At 68.1% G+C, this 23,887-nt stretch carries 24 protein-coding genes; 13 read left to right on the top strand and 11 right to left on the bottom strand.

Features of this window, described 5'->3' with window-relative positions; translation table 11 throughout:
* Window positions 1-63: 63 nt before the first annotated feature.
* The 6 genes from mptB to AMYAL_RS0131280 all read right to left on the bottom strand — a co-directional run bounded on the left by mptB (window position 64) and on the right by AMYAL_RS0131280 (window position 9,199).
* Window positions 64-1,686 carry a polyprenol phosphomannose-dependent alpha 1,6 mannosyltransferase MptB gene (gene mptB, locus AMYAL_RS0131305; RefSeq protein ID WP_167336227.1) on the bottom strand — a complete coding sequence of 541 codons (1,623 nt, stop codon included), beginning with the start codon at window positions 1,684-1,686 and terminating at the stop codon, window positions 64-66.
* 8 nt (window positions 1,687-1,694) lie between these two features.
* Window positions 1,695-3,344 (bottom strand): nickel ABC transporter ATP-binding protein NikE, encoded by a 1,650-nt coding sequence (gene nikE, locus AMYAL_RS0131300; protein WP_020635231.1) that lies wholly within the window; start codon window positions 3,342-3,344, stop codon window positions 1,695-1,697.
* Entirely contained in the window at window positions 3,341-4,246 is a 906-nt protein-coding gene (locus tag AMYAL_RS0131295) for an ABC transporter permease (protein WP_020635230.1), read from the bottom strand. The genes nikE and AMYAL_RS0131295 overlap by 4 nt, the downstream gene beginning before the upstream one ends.
* On the bottom strand, window positions 4,243-5,274 hold the full coding sequence (locus tag AMYAL_RS0131290) for an ABC transporter permease (RefSeq protein WP_020635229.1): 1,032 nt from the start codon (window positions 5,272-5,274) through the stop codon (window positions 4,243-4,245). The genes AMYAL_RS0131295 and AMYAL_RS0131290 overlap by 4 nt, the downstream gene beginning before the upstream one ends.
* A gap of 9 nt (window positions 5,275-5,283) precedes the next feature.
* On the bottom strand, window positions 5,284-7,065 hold the full coding sequence (locus AMYAL_RS0131285) for an ABC transporter substrate-binding protein (RefSeq protein ID WP_020635228.1): 1,782 nt from the start codon (window positions 7,063-7,065) through the stop codon (window positions 5,284-5,286).
* Between the two features lie 337 nt (window positions 7,066-7,402).
* Window positions 7,403-9,199: a hypothetical protein gene (locus AMYAL_RS0131280; protein ID WP_020635227.1), complete on the bottom strand. Its 1,797-nt coding sequence runs from the start codon at window positions 9,197-9,199 to the stop codon at window positions 7,403-7,405.
* Window positions 9,200-9,305: 106 nt separating this feature from the next.
* On the opposite strand from AMYAL_RS0131280, the gene AMYAL_RS0131275 reads away from it, so the two are divergent.
* The 4 genes from AMYAL_RS0131275 to AMYAL_RS0131260 are packed head-to-tail and all read left to right on the top strand — an operon-like array spanning window position 9,306 to window position 11,644.
* Entirely contained in the window at window positions 9,306-9,671 is a 366-nt protein-coding gene (locus AMYAL_RS0131275; RefSeq protein ID WP_020635226.1) for a cupredoxin domain-containing protein, read from the top strand.
* Window positions 9,668-10,891, top strand: coding sequence for a hypothetical protein (locus AMYAL_RS0131270; RefSeq protein WP_020635225.1), 1,224 nt, complete (start codon window positions 9,668-9,670; stop codon window positions 10,889-10,891). The genes AMYAL_RS0131275 and AMYAL_RS0131270 overlap by 4 nt, the downstream gene beginning before the upstream one ends.
* On the top strand, window positions 10,888-11,034 hold the full coding sequence (locus tag AMYAL_RS49970) for a hypothetical protein (protein WP_020635224.1): 147 nt from the start codon (window positions 10,888-10,890) through the stop codon (window positions 11,032-11,034). Before AMYAL_RS0131270 ends, AMYAL_RS49970 begins: the two co-directional genes overlap by 4 nt.
* 22 nt (window positions 11,035-11,056) lie before the next feature.
* Entirely contained in the window at window positions 11,057-11,644 is a 588-nt protein-coding gene (locus AMYAL_RS0131260; protein ID WP_020635223.1) for a dihydrofolate reductase family protein, read from the top strand.
* Here the strand turns inward: AMYAL_RS0131260 and AMYAL_RS50145 are convergent.
* Both AMYAL_RS50145 and AMYAL_RS0131250 read right to left on the bottom strand, forming a co-directional pair.
* Window positions 11,626-12,090 carry a hypothetical protein gene (locus AMYAL_RS50145; RefSeq protein ID WP_026467600.1) on the bottom strand — a complete coding sequence of 155 codons (465 nt, stop codon included), beginning with the start codon at window positions 12,088-12,090 and terminating at the stop codon, window positions 11,626-11,628. The genes AMYAL_RS0131260 and AMYAL_RS50145 overlap by 19 nt on opposite strands.
* The gene (locus AMYAL_RS0131250) at window positions 12,080-12,646 is read right to left on the bottom strand and encodes a TetR/AcrR family transcriptional regulator (RefSeq protein WP_020635221.1); all 567 of its coding nucleotides are present in this window, start codon (window positions 12,644-12,646) and stop codon (window positions 12,080-12,082) included. Before AMYAL_RS0131250 ends, AMYAL_RS50145 begins: the two co-directional genes overlap by 11 nt.
* Window positions 12,647-12,737: 91 nt before the next feature.
* On the opposite strand from AMYAL_RS0131250, the gene AMYAL_RS0131245 reads away from it, so the two are divergent.
* Together AMYAL_RS0131245 and AMYAL_RS0131240 are read left to right on the top strand one after the other, a co-directional pair.
* On the top strand, window positions 12,738-13,022 hold the full coding sequence (locus AMYAL_RS0131245; RefSeq protein WP_020635220.1) for an antibiotic biosynthesis monooxygenase: 285 nt from the start codon (window positions 12,738-12,740) through the stop codon (window positions 13,020-13,022).
* Complete coding sequence (locus tag AMYAL_RS0131240; RefSeq protein ID WP_020635219.1) at window positions 13,019-13,594, top strand: DUF2867 domain-containing protein; 576 nt, start codon at window positions 13,019-13,021, stop codon at window positions 13,592-13,594. Before AMYAL_RS0131245 ends, AMYAL_RS0131240 begins: the two co-directional genes overlap by 4 nt.
* An 85-nt stretch (window positions 13,595-13,679) precedes the next feature.
* On the opposite strand, the gene AMYAL_RS0131235 is transcribed toward AMYAL_RS0131240, so the two are convergent.
* Window positions 13,680-14,126 carry a winged helix-turn-helix transcriptional regulator gene (locus tag AMYAL_RS0131235; protein WP_020635218.1) on the bottom strand — a complete coding sequence of 149 codons (447 nt, stop codon included), beginning with the start codon at window positions 14,124-14,126 and terminating at the stop codon, window positions 13,680-13,682.
* 89 nt (window positions 14,127-14,215) lie between these two features.
* On the opposite strand from AMYAL_RS0131235, the gene AMYAL_RS0131230 reads away from it, so the two are divergent.
* The 4 genes from AMYAL_RS0131230 to sigJ all read left to right on the top strand — a co-directional run bounded on the left by AMYAL_RS0131230 (window position 14,216) and on the right by sigJ (window position 18,822).
* Window positions 14,216-15,397, top strand: a complete 1,182-nt coding sequence (locus tag AMYAL_RS0131230; RefSeq protein WP_020635217.1) for a thiolase family protein — start codon at window positions 14,216-14,218, stop codon at window positions 15,395-15,397.
* Window positions 15,394-16,428 carry a (4Fe-4S)-binding protein gene (locus tag AMYAL_RS0131225; protein WP_020635216.1) on the top strand — a complete coding sequence of 345 codons (1,035 nt, stop codon included), beginning with the start codon at window positions 15,394-15,396 and terminating at the stop codon, window positions 16,426-16,428. The genes AMYAL_RS0131230 and AMYAL_RS0131225 overlap by 4 nt, the downstream gene beginning before the upstream one ends.
* A gap of 94 nt (window positions 16,429-16,522) precedes the next feature.
* Window positions 16,523-17,869 (top strand): FtsX-like permease family protein, encoded by a 1,347-nt coding sequence (locus AMYAL_RS0131220; protein WP_020635215.1) that lies wholly within the window; start codon window positions 16,523-16,525, stop codon window positions 17,867-17,869.
* Between the two features lie 65 nt (window positions 17,870-17,934).
* A complete protein-coding gene (gene sigJ, locus AMYAL_RS0131215) occupies window positions 17,935-18,822 on the top strand; it encodes an RNA polymerase sigma factor SigJ (RefSeq protein ID WP_026467599.1) in 888 nt (295 codons plus the stop codon).
* 67 nt (window positions 18,823-18,889) lie between these two features.
* Here sigJ and AMYAL_RS0131210 read toward each other — a convergent pair whose 3' ends face one another.
* Window positions 18,890-19,969, bottom strand: coding sequence for a glycoside hydrolase family 5 protein (locus AMYAL_RS0131210; protein ID WP_020635213.1), 1,080 nt, complete (start codon window positions 19,967-19,969; stop codon window positions 18,890-18,892).
* A 177-nt stretch (window positions 19,970-20,146) separates the two neighbouring features.
* On the opposite strand from AMYAL_RS0131210, the gene AMYAL_RS0131205 reads away from it, so the two are divergent.
* Window positions 20,147-20,899 (top strand): PIG-L family deacetylase, encoded by a 753-nt coding sequence (locus AMYAL_RS0131205; protein WP_026467598.1) that lies wholly within the window; start codon window positions 20,147-20,149, stop codon window positions 20,897-20,899.
* Here AMYAL_RS0131205 and AMYAL_RS0131200 read toward each other — a convergent pair.
* On the bottom strand, window positions 20,888-21,475 hold the full coding sequence (locus AMYAL_RS0131200) for a CGNR zinc finger domain-containing protein (protein ID WP_020635211.1): 588 nt from the start codon (window positions 21,473-21,475) through the stop codon (window positions 20,888-20,890). The genes AMYAL_RS0131205 and AMYAL_RS0131200 overlap by 12 nt on opposite strands.
* Before the next feature lie 382 nt (window positions 21,476-21,857).
* Here AMYAL_RS0131200 and AMYAL_RS0131195 point away from each other — a divergent pair, with 382 nt between their 5' ends.
* Complete coding sequence (locus AMYAL_RS0131195; protein WP_245193163.1) at window positions 21,858-22,430, top strand: TetR/AcrR family transcriptional regulator; 573 nt, start codon at window positions 21,858-21,860, stop codon at window positions 22,428-22,430.
* Window positions 22,427-23,878 (top strand): MFS transporter, encoded by a 1,452-nt coding sequence (locus AMYAL_RS0131190; protein WP_020635209.1) that lies wholly within the window; start codon window positions 22,427-22,429, stop codon window positions 23,876-23,878. The genes AMYAL_RS0131195 and AMYAL_RS0131190 overlap by 4 nt, the downstream gene beginning before the upstream one ends.
* The last annotated feature ends 9 nt before the right edge of the window (window positions 23,879-23,887 follow it).

Below are 23,887 nucleotides of genomic sequence, written 5' to 3'. Positions count from 1 at the left end.
CATCGCCGTTGCGTATAGGTCGTTATACACTTAGCTGCGTTGACACAAGTCCGCGAAACAGCATCAGGAGCGAGGTGCCTCGGCAGGCACGAACTGCTCTGCCGGCCTCCCTCGCCAGGCGGCGATGATCCCGAGCGGATCCGGACGCAGCAGCGACGCGGCCGCGTACACGCTCGCGGCGACGACACCCGCCATGAACCACCAGTCGTAGAGCGCCTGCTCCCCTGTCGGGTAGTACACCAGCGTCACGAACACCGACACCGCGACGACGACGGCGAGGTTCCGGCGGCGCCACTCAAAGGCGGACAGAACGACGAAACCCCAGGTCAGATACCAAGGCAGCGAAGGCGGCGGGACGATCGCGCCTGCCAGCAGGACGATCGCCATCCGGTGGATCGCCGGGTATCCCCCGTCGCGGGCCAGCCACCACTGCCAGCCGATGAACGCGGCGAGGCCGACCCACGCGATCGCCCGGAACACGGTGACAAACGGCGAGACCTCGACGTCGACCACCAAATTCACCAGCGAGTAGAAGATCTCGCCGATCCCGGTCGGGAAGTTCATCCAGTTCGCGATCAGCGTCGGCGCCTTGAGCCCGGTCAGCCAGCCGAGGTTGAAGGAACCGAGCGAGACCCACGTACCCGCGACGAACACCGGCACGAAGATCCCGACCGAGGCGGCTCCCGCGCGAAAGAAGTTGACCACCTTCCGGTCGCCGGGCAGGTGGTTCGCCCACACCCAGACCAGGAACGGCAGCGCCAGGGCCGCGGTGGGCTTGATCAGCATGCCGATGGTGACCAGGACGATCGCGACGGCGTGCTTGCGTTCCAGCGCGGCCAGCACGCCGACGGTGAGAAAGCCCAGCATCAGCAGATCGTTGTGCGGACCGCCGACGAGGTGGATCACCGTCATCGGGCTGGCGATGGCGAGCCACAGCGTGATGGGCAGCTTGCCGCCGAGGTGCTTGACCAGCCGCGGCAGTGACCACAGCATCCCGGCCAGGCCGATCATCAGCACCAGGCGGGTCGCGATGACCCCGGCGATCATGTCGTTGCCGGTGATCCCGACGATCCACTTGGCGAACAGCAGGAACAGCGGGCCGTACGGGGCCGGGGTGGTCTGCCACAGCGGGTGGACATTCTGCACGACGTCCGGCAGCACTCCCAGTTCGGCCGGGCCGTTGGCATACGGGTCGAGCCCGTTGAGCAGCTGCGCGCCCTGCGCGAGGTAGGAGAAGACGTCGCGGGTGAACAGCGGCGGCGACACGAGCAGCGGTGCCATCCAGCACGCGGCGGCGATGACGATCGGACGGCTGCCGATCCGGCCGGCCAGCGCGTAGCGGCCCAGCCGGACCCACGCCCAGATGATCAGCGCGAAGCCCGAGTAGAGCATCACGTTCGCGAGGATGCGGCCATGGCCGTAGCGGATCCACGACAACGGTCCGTGCCCCAGGATCGGGTCACGGATGAGGATGCCGCCCGCGCCGAGCGCGGCCAGCATCAGCAGCGTGCTGCCTATGGTCCCCATCGCGATGGTGCGGTACGGGAACCGGGAAGGCACCCGGAGCCGATCGCCGAGCGAGCCTGCCGTGGGCGTCTGCGAGGTGTCTGTCGTGGTCGCCATTTCGAGATTGGAGGTTACACACCGCGCCTGTGCGTGTGCGCGGCAATGGGTGCTTCCCGGAATCCCCTCGCTCAGCGGTCGGCCGTCTCTCGCTGAGCGGTACCACCGGGCAACGCGGCGAGCAGCGACTTCGTGTAGTCGTGCTTCGGGTCCAGCAGAACCTCCTCCACGGTACCGACCTCCACAAGCTCCCCGCGGTACATCACGGCGACCCGGTCGGCGATGTTCCAGGCCAGCCCGAGGTCATGGGTGATCACGAGCCCGGCGAGACCCAGCTCACGTCGCAGGCGCAGCAGAAGCGCCAGGATCTCCCCTCGCACCGACGCGTCGAGCGACGCCACCGGCTCGTCGGCCACGACCACGCCGGGGTCCAGCGCGAGCGCGCCCGCGATGACGACCCGCTGCCGCTGCCCGCCCGACAGCTCGTGCGGGAGCCGGTCGAGGAACTTCTCAGCGGGCCGCAGTTCGGCCGCTTCGAGAGCTTTGGTGACGATCTCGTGCTCGTTCGCGCCCAGTCCGTGGATCCGGGGACCTTCGGCGACGGCCTCGTACACCGTGTGGTTCGGGTTCAGCGCGCTGGTCGGATCCTGCAGGACCAGCTGGACCTGCCGCCGGTACGCCTTGAGACCGGCGCCGTGCAGCGGGACCGGTTTGCCGTCGTACCGCACCGCGCCGGAGTCGGGTTTCTGCAGTCCGAGCAGCGTCCGGGCCAGGGTCGTCTTGCCAGAACCGGACTGGCCGACGAGCGCGACGATCTCGTCCTTCCGCACCTGCAGGCTCACCCCGGCGACGGCGTTGATCCGCTTGCCGGTCCGGTCGCGGAAGCTGACGCGCAGATCCTCGGCCTCCAGCAGCGCGGGCCGTTCGGCGTCGCGTTCGGATTCCGGCGGCAGCGGCGTGCTGGTCGCGGGAGCGAACCGGGACACCGGGTCACCGACGGTCGGGAACGCGGCGGCCAGTGCCCTGCTGTGCTCGTGACGCGGCGCGCTCATCAGCTCCGCGCTCGGCCGCTCCTCGACGATCTCGCCGTCGTACATCACCGCGATCCGGCGGCAGGTCGCGGCGAGCACCGACAGGTCGTGGCTGATCATGATCAGCCCGATCCCCTGCTCGGCGACCAGCCTGCCCAGCAGATCCAGCACCTGGGCCTGGACGATGACGTCGAGCGCCGTCGTCGGCTCGTCCGCGATGATCAGCCGCGGCGAACAGGCCAGCGCCATCGCGATCATGACCCGCTGCTTCTGCCCGCCGGACAGCTCATGCGGATACGCCCCGGCCCGACCGGGCGGCAGATCGACCTGTTCGAGCAGTTCCGAAACCTTGGCCTGGACCTCGCTCTCCGGCAGCGCCTTGCCGCCGGGCGGGTGCAGCCGGAGCGGCTCGGCGATCTGCTCCCCGATCTTGCGGACCGGGTTGAGCGCGTGCATCGCGCCCTGGAACACCACCGAGGCCTCGGCCCAGCGCACCGCGCGCAGCCTGCCCCACTTCATGGCCGTGACGTCTTCGCCGTCCAGCAGGATCTCGCCACTGACCTTCGCCGAACGCGGGAGCAGCCGCAGCACACTCATCGCGACCGTCGACTTCCCCGACCCCGACTCCCCCGCCACCCCGAGGGTGTCGCCGGGTTCGAGTACCAGGTCGACGCCCCGGACGGCGGCGACCTCGCCGCTCCCCGTGGCGTAGGTGACGCCGAGGTTCTTCAGTTCCAGCAAGGGGCTCATGAGTGCTGTCCCTTCAGGCGCGGGTTCAGCACGGTTTCCAGTGCCCGTCCGACAAGAGTGAAAGCGAGGACGACCACGACGATCGCGATACCCGGCGGCAACAGGTTCCACCAGGCACCCTTGCTGATCGCGCCGTTGTTCAACGCGGTCTGCAACATCGTGCCCCAGGAGACGGTGTTCGGGTTGCCGACGCCGAGGAAGGCCAGCGTCGCGTCCGCGATGACCGCGTTGCCGACGACGAGCGTGGTGTTGGCCAGCACGAGCGGCATGACACCCGGCAGGACATGTTTGCCGACGACGTGCAGGTGACCGCCTCCGAGCGCTTTGGCACGCTCGATGTACGGGCGGCTCTCGATGGTCAGGGTCTGCGCCCGGACCAGCCGCGCGGTGCTCGGCCACGCGGTGACACCGATGGCGACGATCACCGTCATCGCGCCCTGTTCCAGCACCGAGGCCAGCGCCACGGCGAGCACGAGCGACGGCAGTACGAGGAAGAAGTCCGTGAACCGCAGCAGCAGCCCGGACAACCAGCCTTTGAAATGCGCGGCCGCGATCCCGATGACGGTGCCGATCAGTACCGAGAGGAGTGCCGCCGAGAAGCCGGTGAGCAGCGAGATCCGCGCACCCCAGAACGTCATCAGCAGCACCGAACGGCCGTCGATGTCGGTGCCAAGCCAGAACTTCCCGCTGGGCGGTTCCAGCGAACTGCCGGGCGCCTTGGTGACGTCGAGACCGGACTCGTCCGAGATCACCGGGGCGAGGATGGCCAGCACCGTGATGAGACCGAGGAACGCCAGGCCGAAAACACCCGCCTTGTTCGTCGTGAACTCGTGCCAGTGCTTCGCCACCGCCTCGCGACGGCGGCGCCACGCGATCGAACCGGGTTTTTCCGCTGTGGTCATGCCGTCCGCACCCTGGGGTCGAGCACGCGGTAGAGCAACTCCGCGAGCAGGTTCATCAGCACCACCGCGCCCGCGAGGGTGACGAAGACCCCCTGCAGTACAGGCAGATCGGGTCCGCGGAGGGCTTCATAGAGCAGCTGCCCGAGTCCCGGCCAGCTGAACACGGCCTCGACCGAGACAGCGCCCGAAACCACCATGCCGAACTGCATGAAGACCAGCGTCACCGTCGGGAGCAGGGCGTTGGGCACGGCGTGCCGCTTGCGCACCAGGTCGTCGCGCAGCCCTTTGGCCCGCGCGGTGGTGAGGTAGTCCGAGTTCATCTCGCCGATCAGGGACGACCGCATGACCAGCATGTACTGCGCGTAGAACACCACCAGCAGGGTCACGCACGGCAGTACCAGATGGTGCAGGACGTCGAGCCCTTCACTGAAGAAACCAGGCGCGGCGTCCGGGGAATGCATTCCGCGGCTGGGGAACAACCCGTTGGTCGCCACCAGCAGCATGAGCCCCAGCCAGAACTGCGGGACCGACCACAGGGTCAGCGCGAGTCCTGTTTGGCCCTTGTCGAACCTGCTCCCCCGGCGCCAGCCGGCGCGGATGCCGAGCCACAGCCCGAGCGCGATCGCGAGTACGGTCGCGCTGCCGACGAGCAGGATCGTCGGCCACAACCGCTCACCGATCATGTCGACGACCGGACGCCGCTGCAGGTACGAATCGCCCATGGTGCCGTGGAGCAAGCCGACGAAGTAGTCCCAGAACTGCTGCAGCAGGGGCTTGTCGACGCCCATCTGCTCGCGGAGCTCCGCCATCATCTTGGGGTCGGTCGGCCGGTCGCGGACCATGAACCGGACGGGATCGCCGGGCAGTGTCCGGAAGAGGAAGAACCCGAGCACGATGACGAGCAGGAGACTCGCCAGCGCGCCGCCGATCTTGGCGAGAACGAACCGGGTGGTACCGGTCCCGCCTCGGCGCTCGTCGGGGTCGACGAGCGCCGAGGTCTGGTCGAGAGAACTGAGTGCCTCGGTCAAAGCTGTCCTCTACTCCCGGTCTTCGGCCGACTTGCCGCGGCGCCCGAGCAGCACACCGCCGCCGACGAGCACCACGAGTACGACCGCGCCGATGCCGATCCACAGCCCGGTGTTGCCGCCGTCCTCGGAGTCCGCCGCGGCGCCGGCCGGGGTGGCGCCGTAGACGCCCCAGTAGCCGGACTGCTCGAGGATCGCGCCGTCGGGCTGCGGCTGCTTGGTGAACGAGGCGAACTTGTCCGAGCGATAGGCCTCGAGCACGTTGTCGTAGTCCAGGACGACGTCGACGTACTCCCCGGCCAGGACGGCCTGGGCCTGCTTGACGATCTCGGCACGCTTGGCCGGGTCGAACTCGGTCAGCTGCTTCTTGTAGAGGTCTTCGTAGCGCGGGTCGCAGAAGAAGGTCGCCGAGCTGCCGCCGTTGCCCTGGGCGTTCGGACGGCCGGCGCAGGTGTTCAGGCTCAGCGCGTAGTCCGGGTCGGGCGAGGTGCCGTAGCCGGAGATGGCGAGGTCGTAGTTGCCCGCCGTGGTGCGGTCGTCCAGTTCGTCGTCGGAGACGAGTTCCTGCTTGACGCCGATGCCGGCGTCCTTGAGCCAGCCGCTGACGAACTGCGCGGTGCGCTGGTCGAACGGCCGGTTCGCGTGACCGGCGAGACGGAACTCCAGCTTCGCGCCGCCAGGGGCGACGCGGATGCCGTCCGCGCCCTTGGCATAGCCCGCCTGGTCGAGGGTGGTGTTCGCGGCCGCGATGTCGAACTTGGTCTTCTCGGCGTCCGACGGGGTCCAGGTGTAGGACTTGTAGATCGCCGGCACGACACCGGTCCCGGCCTGGCCATAGCCGTTCATCACCTTCTCGACGATGGTCTTGGTGTCGATGGCCTGCGCGATCGCCTTGCGGACGCGGAGGTCCTTCAGGATCGGGTTCCCGTCACCGATCGGCTGGTCGACCACGTTCTTGACGCCGAAGTTGATGATGAGCTCGTTGTACCGGCGGCCGGGGGCCTTGTTCGTGGTGATGTTCTTTTCGCCCTTGAGCGCGTCGAACTGCGTCGGCGTGAGCCGGTTGATGACGTCGACCTCGCCCTGCTTCAGCGCGTTCACCGCGGCCTCGGCGTCCTTGAACTGGAGCAGCTGGAGTTCGTCCACTTTGGGCGCGCCACGCCAGTAGTCCTTGTTCGCCTTGAACTTCACGAACTCGTTCTTCTTGTACTCGGTCAGCAGGTACGGCCCGCTGCCGACACCGACGACGGCCATCTCGTCGGTCGAAGGGGCGTTGAGGTCCTTGATCGGCTCCCAGATGTGCTTGGGCACGATCGGGACGTCGAGCGAGGTCATGCTCGACTGCGGCGCCTTGGTCTTGATGACGAGCGTCTTGTCGTCCGGCGCAGACACCGAAGCGAAGTTGCTGACGTAGTTGCCGTTCGCGGTGCGGGCGTTCTCGTCGTCGAGCATCCGCTGGAACGTGTACGCGGGGTCCTGCGCGGTCACCGGCTTGCCATCCGACCACTTCATCCCCTGGCGGATGGCGAAGGTCCAGGTGAGCTTGTCGTCGGACGTCGTCCACGACTCGGCGACACCGCCCGTGGGCTGGGTGTCCTCGGCCGAGGGCAGGGTCAGGAACTCGTAGTTGAACCGGCCGACCTGCGTCGCCGCCGACAGCTGGGCGGTGAACGGGTTCAGGTGGTCGATCCCGGTCGTGAGCGCCACCCGGAGGACCTTGCCCTGTTGCTGCGCCGCCGCGGCGGGCACGAAAGGCACCGTCGCGACCGCCGAAGCGGCGAGGACCGCGACCACGCGAAGACCGCGCCGTCGCTTCGGAAAACGCTCTGTGCGCACGAAGACCACCCCATCGAAACTCGCTGTATCCCAACCCCCGAGGCGGAAAAGTAACCACATGTCGCGCTAACCGCGCAATGACTCGCCAATACCGATCGTGCACAGCGGATGCCGTCGCGTGGTCAACAGCTACTTTATGCTCCACCAAGGTAGCACTGAGTCACCATTTCGACGCGCGAAACGGCAGCACGTGCAGTGTCCTGGGTATTCAAGGGAAGCGGGCTTGCAAAAGGCTTGCGCGCGATGATGCTCAATCGATACGTGCGGCGAAGTGCGAGCAAAGCGCCTCGTGACGTCAGCCGACGGAGACCTGACGCCGCCGCGCGGTGGCGGCACCCGCGTAAAGCCACGCGAACAGCGCCCACATGCCGGCGAAGATCAGCCCGACCGTGGCGTACGCGACCGTCCACAGCACCGCGGGTGTCTCCGACTTCCGTTCCCGTTGCAGGAACTCGATCTCGGACATGAACGGCCGCGAACCGGCCGTCGCGTCGATCGACGGCGCGTTCGCGGCAGGATCGGCGGGCGCGTAGATCGGGGCGAGCCCCATCATCCGGTTCGGGACGTGCACGCGGATCCCGGTCTTCCACTGCCCGAACACCGGAAGGGGCTGGACCGTGCGATACACCCCCGTGCCGATCTTCTCCAGCGGCGCGGTGAAGAAGTCGCCGCCTTGCCAGGCGAAACCGTTCAACCAGACCGAGTCGTCGGCCAGATCGGGCCGCGAGATCGTGACGGTCGCGTCGACCCACCGGGGTGTGCCACCGCCGTGCGGGTTCGAGATCGGCTGCCCGACCGCGGCTTCGGTCAGCCGCACGTCGGCGGTGAAGTCCGGCTCCGGGTCCTGCGGGACGGCGACCGCCGACATCAGGACGACCGCGCCGAGCGCGCCGACGAGTCCGATCGCGTGGCGGGGGCCCGCCGCGGGAACCAGGGTCGCCGTCTCCTCGACCCGCTGGTACTGCCAGACACCGATGAACGCGCCCGCGAGGGCTGCGCCGGTCCCGAACAGCACGAACAGCGGCAGATGAGCGACGGGCCAAGGATTCGGCATCAGCCACCGGGTGAACGCAGCCTCGGCGAGCATCCCCGCGGTCCCCACGAGCAGGCCCGCGACAGCGGCGAAGGTGTAGCCCTGCCGGTTACGCATCGCGAGAGCCACGACCTCGATGATCACCGCTTCGGCCACGTACGGGAGCAACGAAGCCACGTGCAGGTCGGCGAACAGCGGGATGACGGTGAACGACGCACGGGACGCGAGGAAGACCGCGACGACGATCAGCGCGCCGCCTGGCCCCCAGGACAGGCGCCCGTAGGTCAGGGTCCACGCGCCGATCAGGCCAACGAGCACGACCTGGGACAGCATCGGGAACTGCGGGACACCGAGGTCGAACTCCATGAGGAACGCCGAAGCGCCCATCATCCAGGCACCGGCGAGCACCGGGCCGAGCAGGCGCACGATCGGCCCGGTTGCGCCGACCTGGCGGGCCTCGCCGAGCAGCAGCTGCAGACCCAGCACGACACAGACACCGCCACCGATCATCAGGACGTGGGTCGGCCCCCATTCGGTGACGTCCTGGCCGAACAGCCGGTGCCAGACATCGTCGAGCGGGAACCCCGCGATGCCGACCAGGCCGGTCGCCATCATCTGGATGGAGCCCATCGGCGCCTTCCAGTGCGGGCCGATCTTGAACGTGCGTTTGGGCAGGTTCTTCGTCGCGAGGGTCGCGCTGAGCACGCCGCTGGCGAAGATGCCCATCAGCCCGAAGTAGATCGGGTAATGCGACGGGTTCGCGAGCGGACCTTCGTCGCGGCCGAGCTCCATGTGGATCGGCACGTCCCAGTAGACGCCGATCAGCGCCGACATCCCGGAGAGGAAGGCGACGACCATCGGCAGCGCGGCCCAGCGCGGCAAGCCGCTGAAGTCGCCCGTCCAGTCGGCGACACGACCGACGACGGTCCGCTTCCCCGCGCGCTCGCGGAGGACGAAGACGGCCAACGGCAGGAAGACCGCGGTGAACATCAGGCCCGCGATGACGATCTGCCCGAATTGCGCACCGCCGGCAGGCGGGCTCTCCTGAGCCAAGAACACCGTTGTTCGCCTTCCTGCTAACGTGAGTAACTGTTACCTTGGGGTAACACGATAGGGGCACGGTCCTGGACAGGCAAGCCGGGGCGTACGACTTGAAGGGACCTCGATGCGGAGGATCGGCGGAATCTGCGGGATCACCGTGGCCGCACTGCTGGCCGTGACCGGCTGTTCGGGATCGAGCGGTACCGAACAGCCTCCGGGCACCGGCACCAGGACCGTGAAGTTCTCGATCACCGAGGGCAAGCGCACGGCGGGACCGGAGGAGGTCGCGGTGCGCACCGGGGAGAACGTCGCACTGGAGGTCACCTCCGACCAGGCGGACGAACTGCACGTCCATGGTTACGACAAGGCAGCACAGCTGGCTCCCGGCGTTCCGGGGACCGTCGCCTTCACCGCGAACATCGACGGGATCTTCGAGGTGGAACTGCACAAGAGTGGCGCGGCGGTGACCAAGCTCCGGGTGAGCGGATGATCCTGGCGCACGGTCTCGGCGGCCGGTCCGATCTGCCGGTCCCGCTGTGGCTCGCGCTCTACGCGGGAGCGGCGGCCGTCGTGGTCTCCTTCTTCGCGCTCACCGCGTTCTGGAAGGAGCCCAGACTCCGCGGTGCGGACGCCGGCCGCGCACTCCCCCTCCCACTGGAGCGGTTCGCCGACAGCACCTTCACGCGGGTCGCGTCACGCGTGGTCGGCTTGGTGCTTTTCGCGGGGTTCCTGGCGACAGCCTGGGCCGGACCGGACAGTTCGGCCGACAATCCGGCTCCCGCCTGGTTCTACGCCTGGTTCTGGGTCGGCCTGGTGCCGCTTTCACTTTTGTTCGGGCCGGCCTGGCGGCGACTGAATCCACTGAGGACGGTCGCGTCGCTGATCCCGGCCCGTCATCGCGAACTCCCGGACCGGCTGGGCTACCTGCCCGCGATCGCGGGCCTCCTTGCCTTTCTTTGGCTGGAACTTGTGTTCCCGCATTCGGACTCGCCGCGAGCCATCGCTCTTTTCGCTACCGTATATGCCGTTATACACATTGCTTTCGGTGTCGTCTTCGGTCCGGGTTGGTTCGACCGTGGTGACGCTTTCGAGGTCTACGCTCGCCTGATCGGGGCCCTCTCCCCCTTCGGCAGGCGTGGCGACGGGCGTCTCGTGGTCCGGAATCCGCTGGACGGGCTGCTCACCATCTCCCCCGCGCCGTGGCTGACCGCGCTGGTCCTGGTGGTGCTCGGCTCGACGGCGTTCGACGGCCTGACCCGTCTCCCCTTCTGGACGTCGCTGGACGCCGGTGTCCTCGGCGGCACCGCCGGGCTCGCGGCCTGCATCGCGCTCACCTATGGCGCGTACGCGGGCGCCATCAGCCTGACCAGGCCGTATCTGCGCCGCGGGTTCGAGCCGTATTCCGCGTTCGCGCCGTCACTGATCCCGATCATGGTCGGCTACACCGTCGCGCATTACTTCTCGTTCGCCGTGTTCTCCGGGCAGCAGGGTTTCGGCCGTGCGATCGACTACACGGTCGTCTCGACCGGCGTGATCGCGCTGGTGCAGATCGCCGGAATCGTCGTCGGGCACGTGCTGGCCGTAACCTCGGCACATGATCGGTCCGTCGGTGTGCTGCGCGCGAACTACGTCAAGGTGGGTCAGTACCCCATGCTGGCGCTGATGATCGGCTACACCGCGCTCGGGATCGCGCTGGTCTCCGGCTCATGACCATCGCGGCGCGGGTGATGATGATGCACCAGGGCGGCTGGGACGAGATCCTCATCTTCGTCGGCCCCGTGGTGATCATCGGGCTGCTCATCTACGTCGCGCGCAAGCAGGTCCCGACGACACCCGAAGAGGACGACGACTGAGGGCTGCCTGAAGGATGGCGCCATGCGGAAACTGATCTACGGCATGAACCTCAGCCTGGACGGCTACATCGCCGCGACCGATGGTGACATCGGCTGGGGCGCGTCGAGTGACGAGCTGTTCCAGTGGTGGCTCGAGCGGGAGCAGGCGATCGACCTGTTCCTGTACGGGCGCAGGCTGTGGGAGACGATGAGTTCCCACTGGCCGACAGGTGACCAGCGGCCGGGCGCCACCACGGCGGAGATCGAGTTCGCGCGGAACTGGCGGGAAACGCCGAAGGTGGTGTTCTCCTCCAGGACGATCGACAAGGCCGACTGGGACACCCGTGTGGTGACCGGCGACGCGATCGCCGAGATCACCCGGCTCAAGGCCGAGGACGGCGGGCCGATGAGGGTCGGCGGTGCGACGCTCGCCGGAGCGGCCATGCGGGCAGGGCTGGTCGACGAGTACGAGGTCGTCACCCATCCGGTCCTGGTGGGTAGCGGCACACCGTTCTTCACGACGCTTGACAGCCGGGCGAACCTGAACCTGGTCGAGACGCGGACGTTTCCCGGCGGGGTGGTCCTGACCAGGTACGAGAGTGCACCGGCTCGTCATTCGACCGGGACGTAGTCACCGCCGATCCGCGCCGCGGCCGGATCTGGATGTGAGGACCCGCTGGACATGAAGCGGCCCTGGACGACCCGAACGCAGGAGCCGTCCAGGGGGAAGACGAGCACGAACTTCGATCCGCTGTTCCCGCGCAGTACGGCTTTCTTCTTCAGGTTGCCGAGGAATTCGATGATGTCGCGTTCGATCTCCCCCGCGAACTCGCGGTACTTGTCCTGCGACAGGTCGTACAGATCGGTGTCGATGTCATAGGTGGCGCGCTTGCCGGTCACGGGGTCCAGCGCCTCGAACGCCAGCCCGAGGTAGCGCCGCGGTTCGACGTCCACGGCGGCCTGCCAGGTCGCCCCTCCTAGCCGCCACCTCGGCCCGGTGACGTCGACCGTCCACGTGGTGGTCTCCTGAAGCTCGCGCAGGCAAGCAAGGAGCCGCTGTCCCGCTTCAGCTGTCATGTCCGGGCCCGCCGCCGAGAATCAGGCTCCCGGCCAGCTCGGTGACCGCGTCCCGGCTGCGACCGCCGTGGTCCGCGGCCATGAAGTGTTTGCCGACCAGCAGCGAAAACGCGAGCAGGCAGCGGGCTTCGACCTCGTCCTCGTCGGCGAAGATCTCGCGCATGAGTGAGCGCAGGTAATCCATCCGCTGGTTGTCGACCCGCCGGAGCCGTTCGGCCACCACCGGGTCGCGCCGGGCCCAGTCGCGGATCGCGAGGTCGATCGGCAGCAGGCGGTCGCCGGCGAGCAGGCCCGCGCGCCGGATCTTCGCCCTGGCGTCGCCGCCTCCGCGCTCGACGGTTTCGAACAGCAGATCGGTACTCATCCGCTCCCAGGTGGCGAGCATTTCTTCGAGCAGTGCGCCCCTGTCCGCGAAATGGCCGTAGAAGCCGCCCTTGGTGACACCCAGGGCTTTCGCGAGCGCCTCGACGCGAACGGCGCCGGGGCCTCCGGCGGCGAGGGCGAGCAGTCCCGCGTCGATCCAGGCGTTCGGCGGGGTCCGGGTTTCGGCGGCCATGTGATCACCGTATCCCCCGTCACCCCGGCACCACGACGACGATATATACGCTACCGTATAGATGGCGGAGTTCACTGGGAGGAACAACGACATGACTGTCGGATTCGTGGCAACGCATTACCCGCACGCCGACCATCACAGCGAATTCGTCTCGCGAGTCCAGCGAGTCGCGGACGTCCTGCGCTCCACTCCGGGCTGCCTCGGCGCCGAGTGCTGGGTCACCGCCGACGGCGACGCCGTGGTGTCGATCGTGCACTGGGAATCCGAGTCGGCACAGGCGGCTTCGATGCAAGCACTGGGCACAGCGGACGTGGACGTCGCCTTCGACGACCGTGAGGTCCGCCCGCGCGAGATCGTCCAGCTGGTGTCGGCATGAAACTCGCGGACACGGCCCACACCACGCGCTCCTGGCGGATCCACGAAATCGCCGGGGGCTTCGACCTCGAAGACGTCTGGGCACTGGAAACACCCGGCGGACCCGATGATTTCGACAAGCTGGTGACGCAGTTCTCGGCAGGCGACCTCGCGAAGGGGACACCACTCCCCGTCCGGGCACTGTGGGCGCTGCGCTGGAAGCTCGGCGGACTGCTCGGGCTGGACAAACCGAACTCAGGTCTCGACACGCGGGTGGAATCACTCCGCGACAGGTTGCCCGAAGACCTCCGCGACACACCCACCGGCCCGGATGAGGACTGGATGCCGTTCACTCCGCTCTACCGGCTCGACGATGAGTTCGCCGCCGAGATGGCGAACCGGACCATGCACGGCGTCCTGCACATCGCTTGGATCGAGGACGAGCCGGGCCGGTATCGCGGTCAGATGGCGGTCCTGGTCAAACCCAACGGCCTGTTCGGCCGGGCGTACATGGGATTCATCAAACCGTTCCGGTACCTGATCATCTATCCGGCGCTCATGCGAATGATCGCACGGGAGTGGAAAACCACCTGAAGTCTCGTGAGTGGCAAGTCCGTGAAGGCCTCCTTGAGGGACTCAGAGTCCCTCAAGGAGGCCTTCACGGACTGCTGGGGCCAACTCACGAGCCGCGAGCGCGCCGGCTGCTCCGCACCAGCGTCATGTCCTTCTCGCGCAACGGTTCGCGGCAGTGCGCGCACACCGTCTCCGGCGCGAGCTCCTCGCCGCACGCATGGCGCCACACCGTCGGCGGCGGCCCTACCGTGACATACCGGTCGCCCCACGACATGAGGTTCAGCAGCACATGGTGGAGGGCGTGCCCCGCCTCGGTGAGCACGTACTCGTAGCGCGGCGGATGCTCCTCGTAGAGCCGTTTTTCGAGGATTCCCGCCTCGACGAGCTTGCGCAGCCGCGCGGTCAGGATGTCGCGGCTCGCCCCGGTGTTGCGGACGATCTGGTCGAACCGCCGCGCCCCGAAGAACACCTCGCGCAGCGCGAGCAGGCTCCAGCGCTCCCCGATCACCTCCATCGCGTTGGCGATCGAGCAGTCCCTCGGTCCTTCGGTCATGCGACCAGCGTAAACCCAGTGAGTCTTGATTTCCAACCCACTCGATGCCACAGTGAGTTGGAGATCCCAACTCACTTCTGGAGGCAGCCGTGCACGACGCGGTCATCGTCGACGCCGTCCGTACCCCGATCGGCAAGGGCAAGCCCGGCGGAGCCCTGCACGAGGTCCATCCGGTCCAACTGCTCGCCCACACGTTGCGTGCGCTGGTCGAACGCAACGGGATCGACCCGGCCCTGATCGACGACGTCATCGGGGGCGCGGTCGATCAGGTCGGCGAACAGGCCCAGAACGTCACGCGGTGGGCGGCGCTCGCGGCCGGGCTGCCGGAAAGCGTGCCCGCGACCACCGTCGACCGGCAGTGCGGGAGCAGCCAGCAAGCCGTGCACTTCGCCGCGCAGGGCGTGATGGCCGGCGCGTACGACGTCGTCATCGCCTGTGGCGTCGAGTCCATGAGCCGCGTCCCGATGTGGTCGAACGTGCTGCCCGGCACCGATCCCCTCGGCCCCGGCGTCGCGGAGCGCTATCCGGAAGGCCTGGTGCCACAAGGAGTCAGCGCGGAACTCATCGCCGCCAAGTGGTCGCTCACCCGCGAGGCGATGGACGAGTTCGCCGTGTCTTCGCATCGGAAGGCGGCGCGGGCGCACGAGCTCGGGAGGTTCGCCAGCCAGCTCGTGCCGATCGAGACACCGTCAGGCCTGGTGTCCACCGACCAGTCCATCCGGCCTGGCACCGATCTCGAAACACTCGCCAAGCTGCGCCCCGCGTTCCAGGACCCGGCCGTGGCCGAGCGATTCCCGCAGATCGACTGGTCGGTGACCGCGGGCAACAGCAGCCCGATCAACGACGGTGCCTCCGCCGTGCTCATCACCTCCAGCGAGACCGCGGCCCGGCTGGGTCTCCGGCCCCGCGCCCGCCTGCACAGTTTCGCCGTCACCGGATCCGACCCGCTGCTCATGCTCACCGGCGTCATCCCTGCGACGGAGAAGGTGCTCCGGCGCGCGGGGCTGCGACTGGCGGACATCGACCTGTTCGAGATCAACGAGGCGTTCGCCAGTGTCGTGCTCGCGTGGCAGCAGGAGACGGGGGCCGATCCGGCCAAGGTCAACGTCCACGGTGGCGCGATCGCGCTGGGCCATCCCCTCGGCGCGAGCGGAACCCGGCTGATGGGCACCCTGGTCAACGCGCTGCACCACCACGGCGCCCGGTACGGCCTGCAGGCGATGTGCGAAGGCGGCGGCCAGGCCAACGCGACCATCCTGGAGGCGTTGTGACCGACCGGCTCCCCAAGAAACTGGCAGGCCATCCGTCCGTACAGGCCGTGCTCGCCAACCCACGCGACAAACCGTCGCCGATGATCGACGCGGCCTGGCTCAAGGAGATCTGTCTCGCCGCCGGTGCCGACGACGCGGCGGCCGTCTCGCTCGATCATCCGGATCTGGCGGGCGAACGCGAGCACGTCCTGCGAGCGCTGCCGGGGACCAAGACCCTGGTCTCGCTCGTGGTGCGGATGAACCGCGACGACGTCCGCTCCCCCGCGCGCAGCGTGGCGAATCAGGAGTTCCATCGCAGCGGCGAGATCATCAACGAGGCAGGTCACACGATCGTCCGTGAACTGCAGGACGCCGGATACCGCGCGATCAATCCGTCGGCGACGTTCCCGATGGAGATGGAGAACTATCCCGGCCGGATCTGGGTGGTCGCGCACAAGACGGTCGCCGTCGCGGCCGGGCTCGGCGCCATGGGACTGCACCGCAACGTGATCCACCCGAAGTTCGGCAACTTCGTGCTCCTGGCGACATTGCTGGTCGACGCCGAGGTGTCCGCCCACGGCGAAGCCCTCGACTACAACCCTTGCCTCGAATGCAAACTGTGCGTCGCGGCCTGTCCGATCGGGGCGATCTCGAAGACCGGCGAATTCGACTTCCTCGCCTGCTCGACGCACAATTACCGCGAGTTCATGAGCGGCTTCACCGACTGGGTCCAGACCGTGGCCGACAGCGAGGACGCCGCCGACTTCCGGTCGCGGGTGACCGACTCGGAGAACGTGTCGATGTGGCAGAGCCTCGCGTTCAAGCCGAACTACAAGGCCGCGTACTGCATGGCCGTCTGCCCGGCGGGCGAGGACGTGCTCGGGCCCTACCTCGACGACCGCCGGGGGTTCCTCGGGACCGTGGTGAAACCGTTGCAGGACAAGGTGGAGACCCTGTACGTGCGGGAGGGTTCGGCGGCGAAGGCCTACGCCGAGCGCCGGTTCCCGCACAAGCCGGTGAAGGAGGTCGACGGTGGCTACCCGAAACGGTAGGGCCACCCCCACCTCGCATACGGGGGCCTGTCCCCTGTCCGGCGCCCTCCTCTCTCCCTAACCTGGCGGCAAACCCCTGGGGAGGGCCGTCCGCATGATCGCGACCAAACTCGTTTTCTCGTCGCTTCGCCGTCGTCCGGCCGGGTTCATCGCGAGCTTCGTCGCGTTGTTCCTCGGCGCCACGATCCTGATGACGTTCGCGTCCCTTATGGACACCCGGACGGCCGCAGGCCCGGAAGCCGGGAAGACACTGCTGATCATGGCGAGCGTGGTCGGCGGCTGGGGTCTGGTGATCGTCCTGTTCGCGACCCTCTCGACGCTGTCACTGCTGATCCGGCAGCGCGCTCCGGAAATGGCGTTGCTCAAGACCGCCGGTGCGACGCCCTCGCAGATCGGCCGGATGATCGTCGGCGAGGCGGCGGTCGTCGCCGTCCTCGCCTCGGCCACCGCGGTCGTGCCGTCGGTCTTCGCGGGACGGTGGCTGGTCGGGCTGCTCGGCGACACCGGGCGTGTACCGGCCGGGCTGGAGGCGCGGTTCGGCCCGCTCGCGGTCTCGATGGGTACCGGCATCACGCTTCTCGCGGCTTTGGCCGCCGCGGTCGTCGCCGCACGCCAGGTGACCAGGCGCGGGGCGGTGGAGGCGATTCGCGAGGCGGGCGTGGACACCCGGCCGGTCGGCAGGCTCCGCGTGTTCGGCGCGTCGATCGTGCTGGCGTCCGGGCTTGGCTGCGGTGTGGTGACGATGACCGTGTTCACCGGAACCGAACCCGCGCTGATGGCGATCGGTGGTCAGGGCGGGATCCTCGCCGCGATCGGTTTCGCGCTCCTCTCCCCCGCGTTGCTCGGCCCGATCGCCGCCGTGCTGGCCGCCCCGCTACGCCGAGCGGGCGTCAGCGGGCATCTCACCGCGGCACACCTTCGCGTACGAAGCCGTCAGCTCGCCGGGGTGCTGGTGCCGATCATCCTGTTCACCGGGATCGCGACCGGCACGCTGTACCTGCAGGGCATCGAGAACGCCGCCGGTACCGCGCCGGTGAAGATCGCGCGCAGCCTCGAGACCCTGAACTACGTCGTCGTCGGCATGATCGCGCTGTTCGCCGCGGTGATGCTGGTGAACACCGTCGTGGCGGCGATCGTCGGACGACGCCGGGAATTCGGTCAGCAGCGGCTCATCGGATCGACGCCTTCACAGGTCCTGCGGCTGGTCGGCACCGAAGGCACCGTCCTGGTGATCGTCGGCGTCTTGTTCGGCTCGCTCGCGGCTGTCGTCACCGTCATTCCGTACAGCGTCGCCAGGACCGGCAGGCTCGTACCGGACCAGACGATCGCGTTCTACCTCGCCATCGTCGCCGTCGCGATCGTACTGACCCTCGGGACGCATGTGGGCGCAGCGGCGAACACGATGCGCACCCCGGCGATCGAGGCGGGCACCCGCGGCTGAGGGCCTGTCACATCTTCGTTCCCCCACACGTCAGGGTTACGACTGAGCGATGAAGGATGGGGAACGTGGACGAACACGACTGGCTGGCGCGGCGCTTCGAAGGGCACCGGACACACCTGAGGGCGGTGGCGTACCGGATGCTCGGTTCGCTCAGCGAGGCGGACGACGCCGTTCAGGAGGCTTGGCTGCGGCTCAGCCGGGCAGGTAGCGAAGACGTGGACAACCTCGGCGGCTGGCTGACCACCGTTGTCGGCCGGATCTGCCTCGACATGCTGCGCTCGCGCAAGTCGCGGCAGGAGGACCCGGTCGGCGCGCAGCTCCCCGACCCGATCATCGGCCGCGAGGGCGGGATCGACCCGGAGCATCAGGCCCTGCTGGCGGACTCGGTCGGACTGGCCCTCCTGGTCGTGCTCGACACGCTGGACCCCGCCGAGCGGCTCGCGTTCGTACTGCACGACATGTTCGCCCTGCCGTTCGACGAGATCGCGCCGATCGTGGGCCGGTCTTCCGCGGCGACCCGGCAGCTCGCCAGCCGTGCCCGACGTCGTCTGCAAGGTTCACCGACGGTCCCGGACGCGGATCTGGGCCGTCAGCGGGCTGTCGTCGACGCGTTCTTCGCGGCCGCGCGGGACGGCGACTTCGACGCGCTGGTCTCGGTACTCGACCCGGACGTCATCCTTCGTGCCGAGGGCGGCGCGGCTCCCGCGGGGACCTCCCGCTTCGTGCGCGGGGCGGCCACGGTCGCGAGTCAGGCGCTCATGTTCCGGGCGACGGGCGACGGCGGGGTACCGCACCCCGCGCTGGTCAACGGCGCGGCCGGGATGGTCATCACCAAGGACGGCGTCCCGGCGACGGTCTTCGCGTTCACCGTCGTGGACGGCAGGATCGCGGCGATCGACATCCTCGCCGACCCGGACCGCCTCGCCGCTCTCGACTTCGAACCCCTCGACTGAAATGCCATGAGGTGCCTCCTCGGAACTCGCTCCGAGGAGACACCTCATGGGTTGCGCGCTGCCGGGATCAGGAGGTCGGGAAGTCGTCCGCGGTGCGGATGCGGTCCCGGATCCAGGCACCGGCGGGCTTCAGCGGAGCCGTGCCGGTGAACGAACTGCCCGCGCAGGTGCCCGGTTTGAACACCGCTCCCGAACGGTTGTCGTCGGAAAAGTTCCAGTTGGTCCAGCTGATCTTCTTCGACGCCAGGAAGTCCAGGTACTTCTGGGAGTTGGTGAAATCGTTCCCGCCGTCACCACTGGCGGTCTGGGTGCCGAACTCGGTCACGAACAGCGGGATCTTGCTCGCGGCCCGGCTCAGCGCGGTGAAGTACTCGGTTCTGTGCGACGCCGCGTAGAAGTGGAACGTGTACATGAAGTTGGTGGCACGCACCGGGTTGTTGATGACGTCGGTCTCGTCGCGACCGTCGGAGATGCCGAGCGAGCCCCACCCGTGGGTGCCCACGAGCACGACACCGTCCGGGTCCTGGGCGCGGATGACCGGGATCATCTGCTCCGCGTAGCTGCGGACGCGGTCCCAGCTGACGTTGTTGGGCTCGTTGGCGATGTCGTAGATGATGTTGGTCTTGTCCTTGTGCCGCTGGGCGATCTCGGTGAAGAACGTCTTGGCGCGGCCGAGGTTCGCGTTCGGGTCACCAGGGGTCAGCTGGTGCCAGTCGACCAGGGCGTACAACCCGCGTTTGGTGGCTTCTTCGATGTACCCGTGCACCATGTCGGTGAACTTGCGCGGGTTGGTCTCGTAGCCGCCTTCCTGGATGTACATGGAGATCCGGAGGACGTCGGCCTTCCAGTCGTTGGCCAGCGCGTCGAGCGAAGCGGTCTTCACACACTGGCTGTACCACTGGATTCCGTGGGTGCTCATGCCACGGAGCTGGATCGGCTTACCCGCGGAGTTGCAGAGCTGGAGGCCGCAGACCTTCAGCTGTCCGTTGATCGCCGCCGGACTGCCCGGCGGCAGCGCGGCGGCTGCCTGCGTTGCGGGTTCTGCCGCGGTCTCGGTCGCCATCGAGGTGCTCGCGGCGGCGACCGGGGCCAGCAGTCCGGCGGCCAGCGCGGCCGTCACCCGGAGACGGATCTTGTCCCAACGCATTCGGCTTCTCCTCTCGCGTCGACGGCACCGGCGTCGGTGCGCCGACGGTCAGGGCGGCGGGATTAAATAGGAAACTTTCCTTACTATTGGAAAGTAAAGGAGAGATTACCCACGAGATCGACGGACGGTCAAGACTTGACCACCGACTGTTTCCGCGACCTCGGGCATGCTCGGAGCGTGACGACCATCGTGGCCTTCCACGCGCACCCCGACGACGAAGCGCTGCTGACCGGCGGAACCCTCGCCCGCGCCGCGGCCGACGGGCACCGGGTCGTCCTGGTGGTCGCCACGATCGACATGAAAGGCGCCGACGCGTCACGTCGTGCGGAACTCGAGGCGAGCGCGAAGGTGCTGGGCGTCGAGCGGGTCGTCCACCTCGGATACGCCGGCAGCGGCCACGGCGCGATCCTCTACCCGGATCCGCCGGGCTGGGTCCGGTTCGTCCGCGCGAGCACCGACGAAGCGGCGGCACGGCTCGTCGCGATCCTGCGCGAGGAGCGGGCATCCGTGCTGCTGAGCTACGACCGCAACGGGGGCTACGGCCACCGCGACCACGTCAAAGTGCACGAAGTCGGCAAACGGGCGGCGGAACTCGCCGGCGACGTCCGGCTGCTGGAAGCCACCATCCCCCGCGACACCGTCGCCCGGCTGGTGCGGATCGTGCGCCTGGCACGGATACCGTTCCGCTACGACGTCGACGCCCTGCTCCGCGCCTACAGTGCCCGCTCCGAGATCACCCACGTCTTCGACATCCGGCGTTTCGCGCGCCAGAAGCAGGCCGCGATCGCCGCTCATTCCTCACAGGTCGAGGGGACCGGCAGACTCGCGCCACTGATGCGCGTCGTGACCCGGCTTCCCGCACCGCTCTTCGGTTTCGCGTTCAGCCGCGAGTGGTACATCGACGCGACGCCGCCCGGTTCACGGACCTGACCGGCGGGCGCGGTACGCGGCGGCCTTCACCCGGTTCTGGCAGGCCAGCCCGCAGAACCGCTTGATCTGCGCCTGACTCGCGTCGATGTACACCTGATCGCAGCGCGGCGCCGCGCACAGCCCGACGCGATGCGGAATGTGGTCACCGAGCGCCGCGGCCACCGACACCGCCAGCCCCGCCGTCCACTGCTGCACGAGATCGGCGTCGGGGCTGTGGAAATGCAGATGCCACGACTGATCGCCGTGCCGGTGCAGGTGCGGACGGGCCTTGCTGTCGGCGAGCATCCGGTTGAGCAGCCCGGCCGCCTGGTCGTACTCCCGCCGGGAGAGCGACTCGATGATCTCCCGCAGCCGCGAGGCGACCGCACGAAGCCGTTCCGCCACCGGGAGATCCACCTGACCGTCCGACTGCCTGAGCGCCTCGGCGGCGGCACGGACCAGGTCGTGGCCGACCGGCGCGGGTTTCGGTTTGCCGTGGACATGGTCTCCGGTCAGGGCGTTGATCAGCGCGACCCCGGTTTCCAGGTGTATCGCGTGGTGCCCGTCGAGTCTCGTCCCGTCCGGCTCGTCGTTCATCCCCCACCTCTTCCCCCGACGTCACTGGTTCGCAGGACGCCCACGGTGACGCTATCAAAGCCGCGCCGCACCGCAAGGACGGTGAAGTCGTTCGGAGCAACGGAATCCCGCGAAGGATGTAACGTCTGTCCACTATGGACACAGCACTCACATGCGCGGGCCCGGAACTCGCGTACTCGGGGACGTGACTCGCGTGATCAGAGGCGGAACTCACGTGATCTGAAACCGATCACGTGAGTTCCGGGCTCAATCACGCGAGTTACGGGCCCGCGCACGCGAGTTACGGGCTCAATCACGTGAGTCACGTCCCCAATCACGCGAGGTACGGCGGTAGACGCACATCACCTTTATTTAGTAGTTAGTAACCAGTAACTTGGCAGTCATGGCCGGACGGATGAGCGGAACCGAACGACGAGCCCAGGTGCTGACCATCGCGGCGAAGGAGTTCGCCGACCACGGGTTGCACGGGGCTTCGACAGAGGCGATCGCGCGGGAGGCCGGGATCACGCAGGCCTACATCTTCAGGATGTTCGGGACGAAGAAGGCCCTGTTCCTCGAACTCGTCCAGGCGGCGTTCGAGGCCGTCAGCGATGGAATGCGCGAGGCGGGCGCGGGAAAGGACGGTCTGGACGCGCTTTCGGCGATGGGCGCCCGGTACTTCGACCAGCTGGCCGACCGGACCGGCTTACTGCTGCAGCTTCAGGGTTTCGCCGCGTGCGGCGACCCCGAGGTGCGGGACGCGGTACGGGCGTGTTTCGCGCGGATGTGGGATACGACCGAGGAGGGCACCGGGCTCGAACCGGTGTCCGTGAAGACATTCCTCGCCTTCGGGATGCTGTTGAACGCCGGGGCCGCGATGGACGTCGAGCACGTCGACGCGGGCTGGGCGGACGGTGTCCGCACCAGGATCCAGCCGGGATTGTTCGCGCACATCACGTCCGACACGAACCGATGAGCGGGCGGCTGAGCACGGCGCTGGTGTGCACGGCGTTGTCGGCGGCGGTGATCGGCAGTGTCGGAGCGCCTCTCATCACTCCGGTCGCCACCGGGTTGCACGTGTCTCTCGATGCCGCGCAGTGGACCCTTACGGTCACCTTGTTCGCCGGTGCGATCGCGGGCCCAGTCCTCGGCAGGCTCGGCAGCGGCCCGTTTCGCCGCACCACGATCCTGACCACCCTCACCTTGGTCGCGGCGGGCGGCCTGCTGACGGTTCTCCCGCTTCCGTTCGTGGCCTTGCTGATCGGCCGCGCTCTGCAGGGCCTCGGGGTGGCCGTGGGCGCGCTGTTGATGAGCGTCGCCCGCGCGCATCTGCCGCCGGAGCGGTCGGCGTCGACGATCGCCCTGTTGTCCGTCGCGTCGACAGTGGGTATCGGGGTCGGGTACCCGGTGATCAGCCTGCTCGACCAGCTCGCCGGGCTGCGTGCCGCCTACGGGCTCGGATTCGTGTTGTCCGTCGCCGGGCTGGTGATCGCGTGGCGCGCGCTGCCTGTCGAGGAGCCGGGAGAACGCCCTCGGATCGACGTCGCGGGCGCGATTCTCCTCGCCTTGGGCTCGCTCGGACTTCTCTTGGTCATCGCTCACCCCTCGATCTGGAAGACCGGTTGGCTCGCCGGTGGCGTCCTCGCCGGTTCTGTCGCGATCCTCGCCGTCTGGGTGATCATCGAACTGCGCGCCGAAGCGCCGCTGGTGAACCTCCGGTTGCTGCGCCAAGGGCCCGTCCTGCGCGCGAACTCGGCGATCCTGATCGCCGGGTTGGGGTTGTACTTGCTGTTCAGCCTGCTCACGCGCTACGTCCAGACCCCCGGCGGCGCCCAGTACGGATTCGCGCTCCCCGGTGTCGCCGCCGGTGCGGCGCTGATCCCGTTCTCCCTGCTCGGATTCCTCGCGGGCAAGGCAGTGCCCCGCCTTGCCGCACGCATCACCGAACGATGGACCTACGCGCTGTCCGCGGCGATCGCCATCGTGGGCGCGCTGTTGTTCGTCGCCGCCAGTGAATCGTTCCTGGCCGTCCTCGCCGCGATCGCCATGCTCGGCTTCGCCGTCGGGGGTGTCTTCGCCTTGATGCCCAAGCTCGTCCTCGTCGGCGTGCCGCAGGAAGAGACCGCCAGCGTGCTCTCGATCAACCAGATCATCCGCAGTATCGGTTTCAGTCTCGGCAGCGCCCTGGCCGGTTCCTTGCTCGCCGCCGCCACCCCGGACGGAAGCATGCTCCCCGACCGGGACGGTTACCTCACCGCCGCGCTGTGGGCCCTGCCGCCGCTCCTGGCCAGTGCGCTCGTCATGACCACCGCGGCGGGCCGGCGTCCACGATCTTCTGGGAAAGCTCCAGCGGATCGTGGGACATCAGCGATTCCATCCACCACGTCATCCCGGCCTGGCCCAGCGCGGGGAGATCGACCTTGATCGGCTCCT

This window comes from Amycolatopsis alba DSM 44262, from assembly GCF_000384215.1.
GTDB classification, from domain to species: Bacteria; Actinomycetota; Actinomycetes; order Mycobacteriales; family Pseudonocardiaceae; genus Amycolatopsis; species Amycolatopsis alba.
This window is presented reverse-complemented; position numbering and strand designations above follow the sequence as displayed.

Coding starts and splice junctions, on each gene's coding strand:
- AMYAL_RS0131210 (WP_020635213.1), bottom strand. CDS start 19,969: ATGCGTTGGGACAAGATCCGTCTCCGGGTGACGGCCGCGCTGGCCGCC.
- AMYAL_RS0131235 (WP_020635218.1), bottom strand. CDS start 14,126: ATGACCGAAGGACCGAGGGACTGCTCGATCGCCAACGCGATGGAGGTG.
- AMYAL_RS0131200 (WP_020635211.1), bottom strand. CDS start 21,475: ATGAACGACGAGCCGGACGGGACGAGACTCGACGGGCACCACGCGATA.
- nikE (WP_020635231.1), bottom strand. CDS start 3,344: ATGAGCCCCTTGCTGGAACTGAAGAACCTCGGCGTCACCTACGCCACG.
- AMYAL_RS0131245 (WP_020635220.1), top strand. CDS start 12,738: ATGACTGTCGGATTCGTGGCAACGCATTACCCGCACGCCGACCATCAC.
- AMYAL_RS0131250 (WP_020635221.1), bottom strand. CDS start 12,646: ATGGCCGCCGAAACCCGGACCCCGCCGAACGCCTGGATCGACGCGGGA.
- AMYAL_RS0131260 (WP_020635223.1), top strand. CDS start 11,057: ATGCGGAAACTGATCTACGGCATGAACCTCAGCCTGGACGGCTACATC.
- AMYAL_RS0131195 (WP_245193163.1), top strand. CDS start 21,858: ATGGCCGGACGGATGAGCGGAACCGAACGACGAGCCCAGGTGCTGACC.
- AMYAL_RS0131270 (WP_020635225.1), top strand. CDS start 9,668: ATGATCCTGGCGCACGGTCTCGGCGGCCGGTCCGATCTGCCGGTCCCG.
- AMYAL_RS50145 (WP_026467600.1), bottom strand. CDS start 12,090: ATGACAGCTGAAGCGGGACAGCGGCTCCTTGCTTGCCTGCGCGAGCTT.
- AMYAL_RS0131275 (WP_020635226.1), top strand. CDS start 9,306: ATGCGGAGGATCGGCGGAATCTGCGGGATCACCGTGGCCGCACTGCTG.
- AMYAL_RS49970 (WP_020635224.1), top strand. CDS start 10,888: ATGACCATCGCGGCGCGGGTGATGATGATGCACCAGGGCGGCTGGGAC.
- AMYAL_RS0131220 (WP_020635215.1), top strand. CDS start 16,523: ATGATCGCGACCAAACTCGTTTTCTCGTCGCTTCGCCGTCGTCCGGCC.
- AMYAL_RS0131240 (WP_020635219.1), top strand. CDS start 13,019: ATGAAACTCGCGGACACGGCCCACACCACGCGCTCCTGGCGGATCCAC.
- AMYAL_RS0131190 (WP_020635209.1), top strand. CDS start 22,427: ATGAGCGGGCGGCTGAGCACGGCGCTGGTGTGCACGGCGTTGTCGGCG.
- AMYAL_RS0131295 (WP_020635230.1), bottom strand. CDS start 4,246: ATGACCACAGCGGAAAAACCCGGTTCGATCGCGTGGCGCCGCCGTCGC.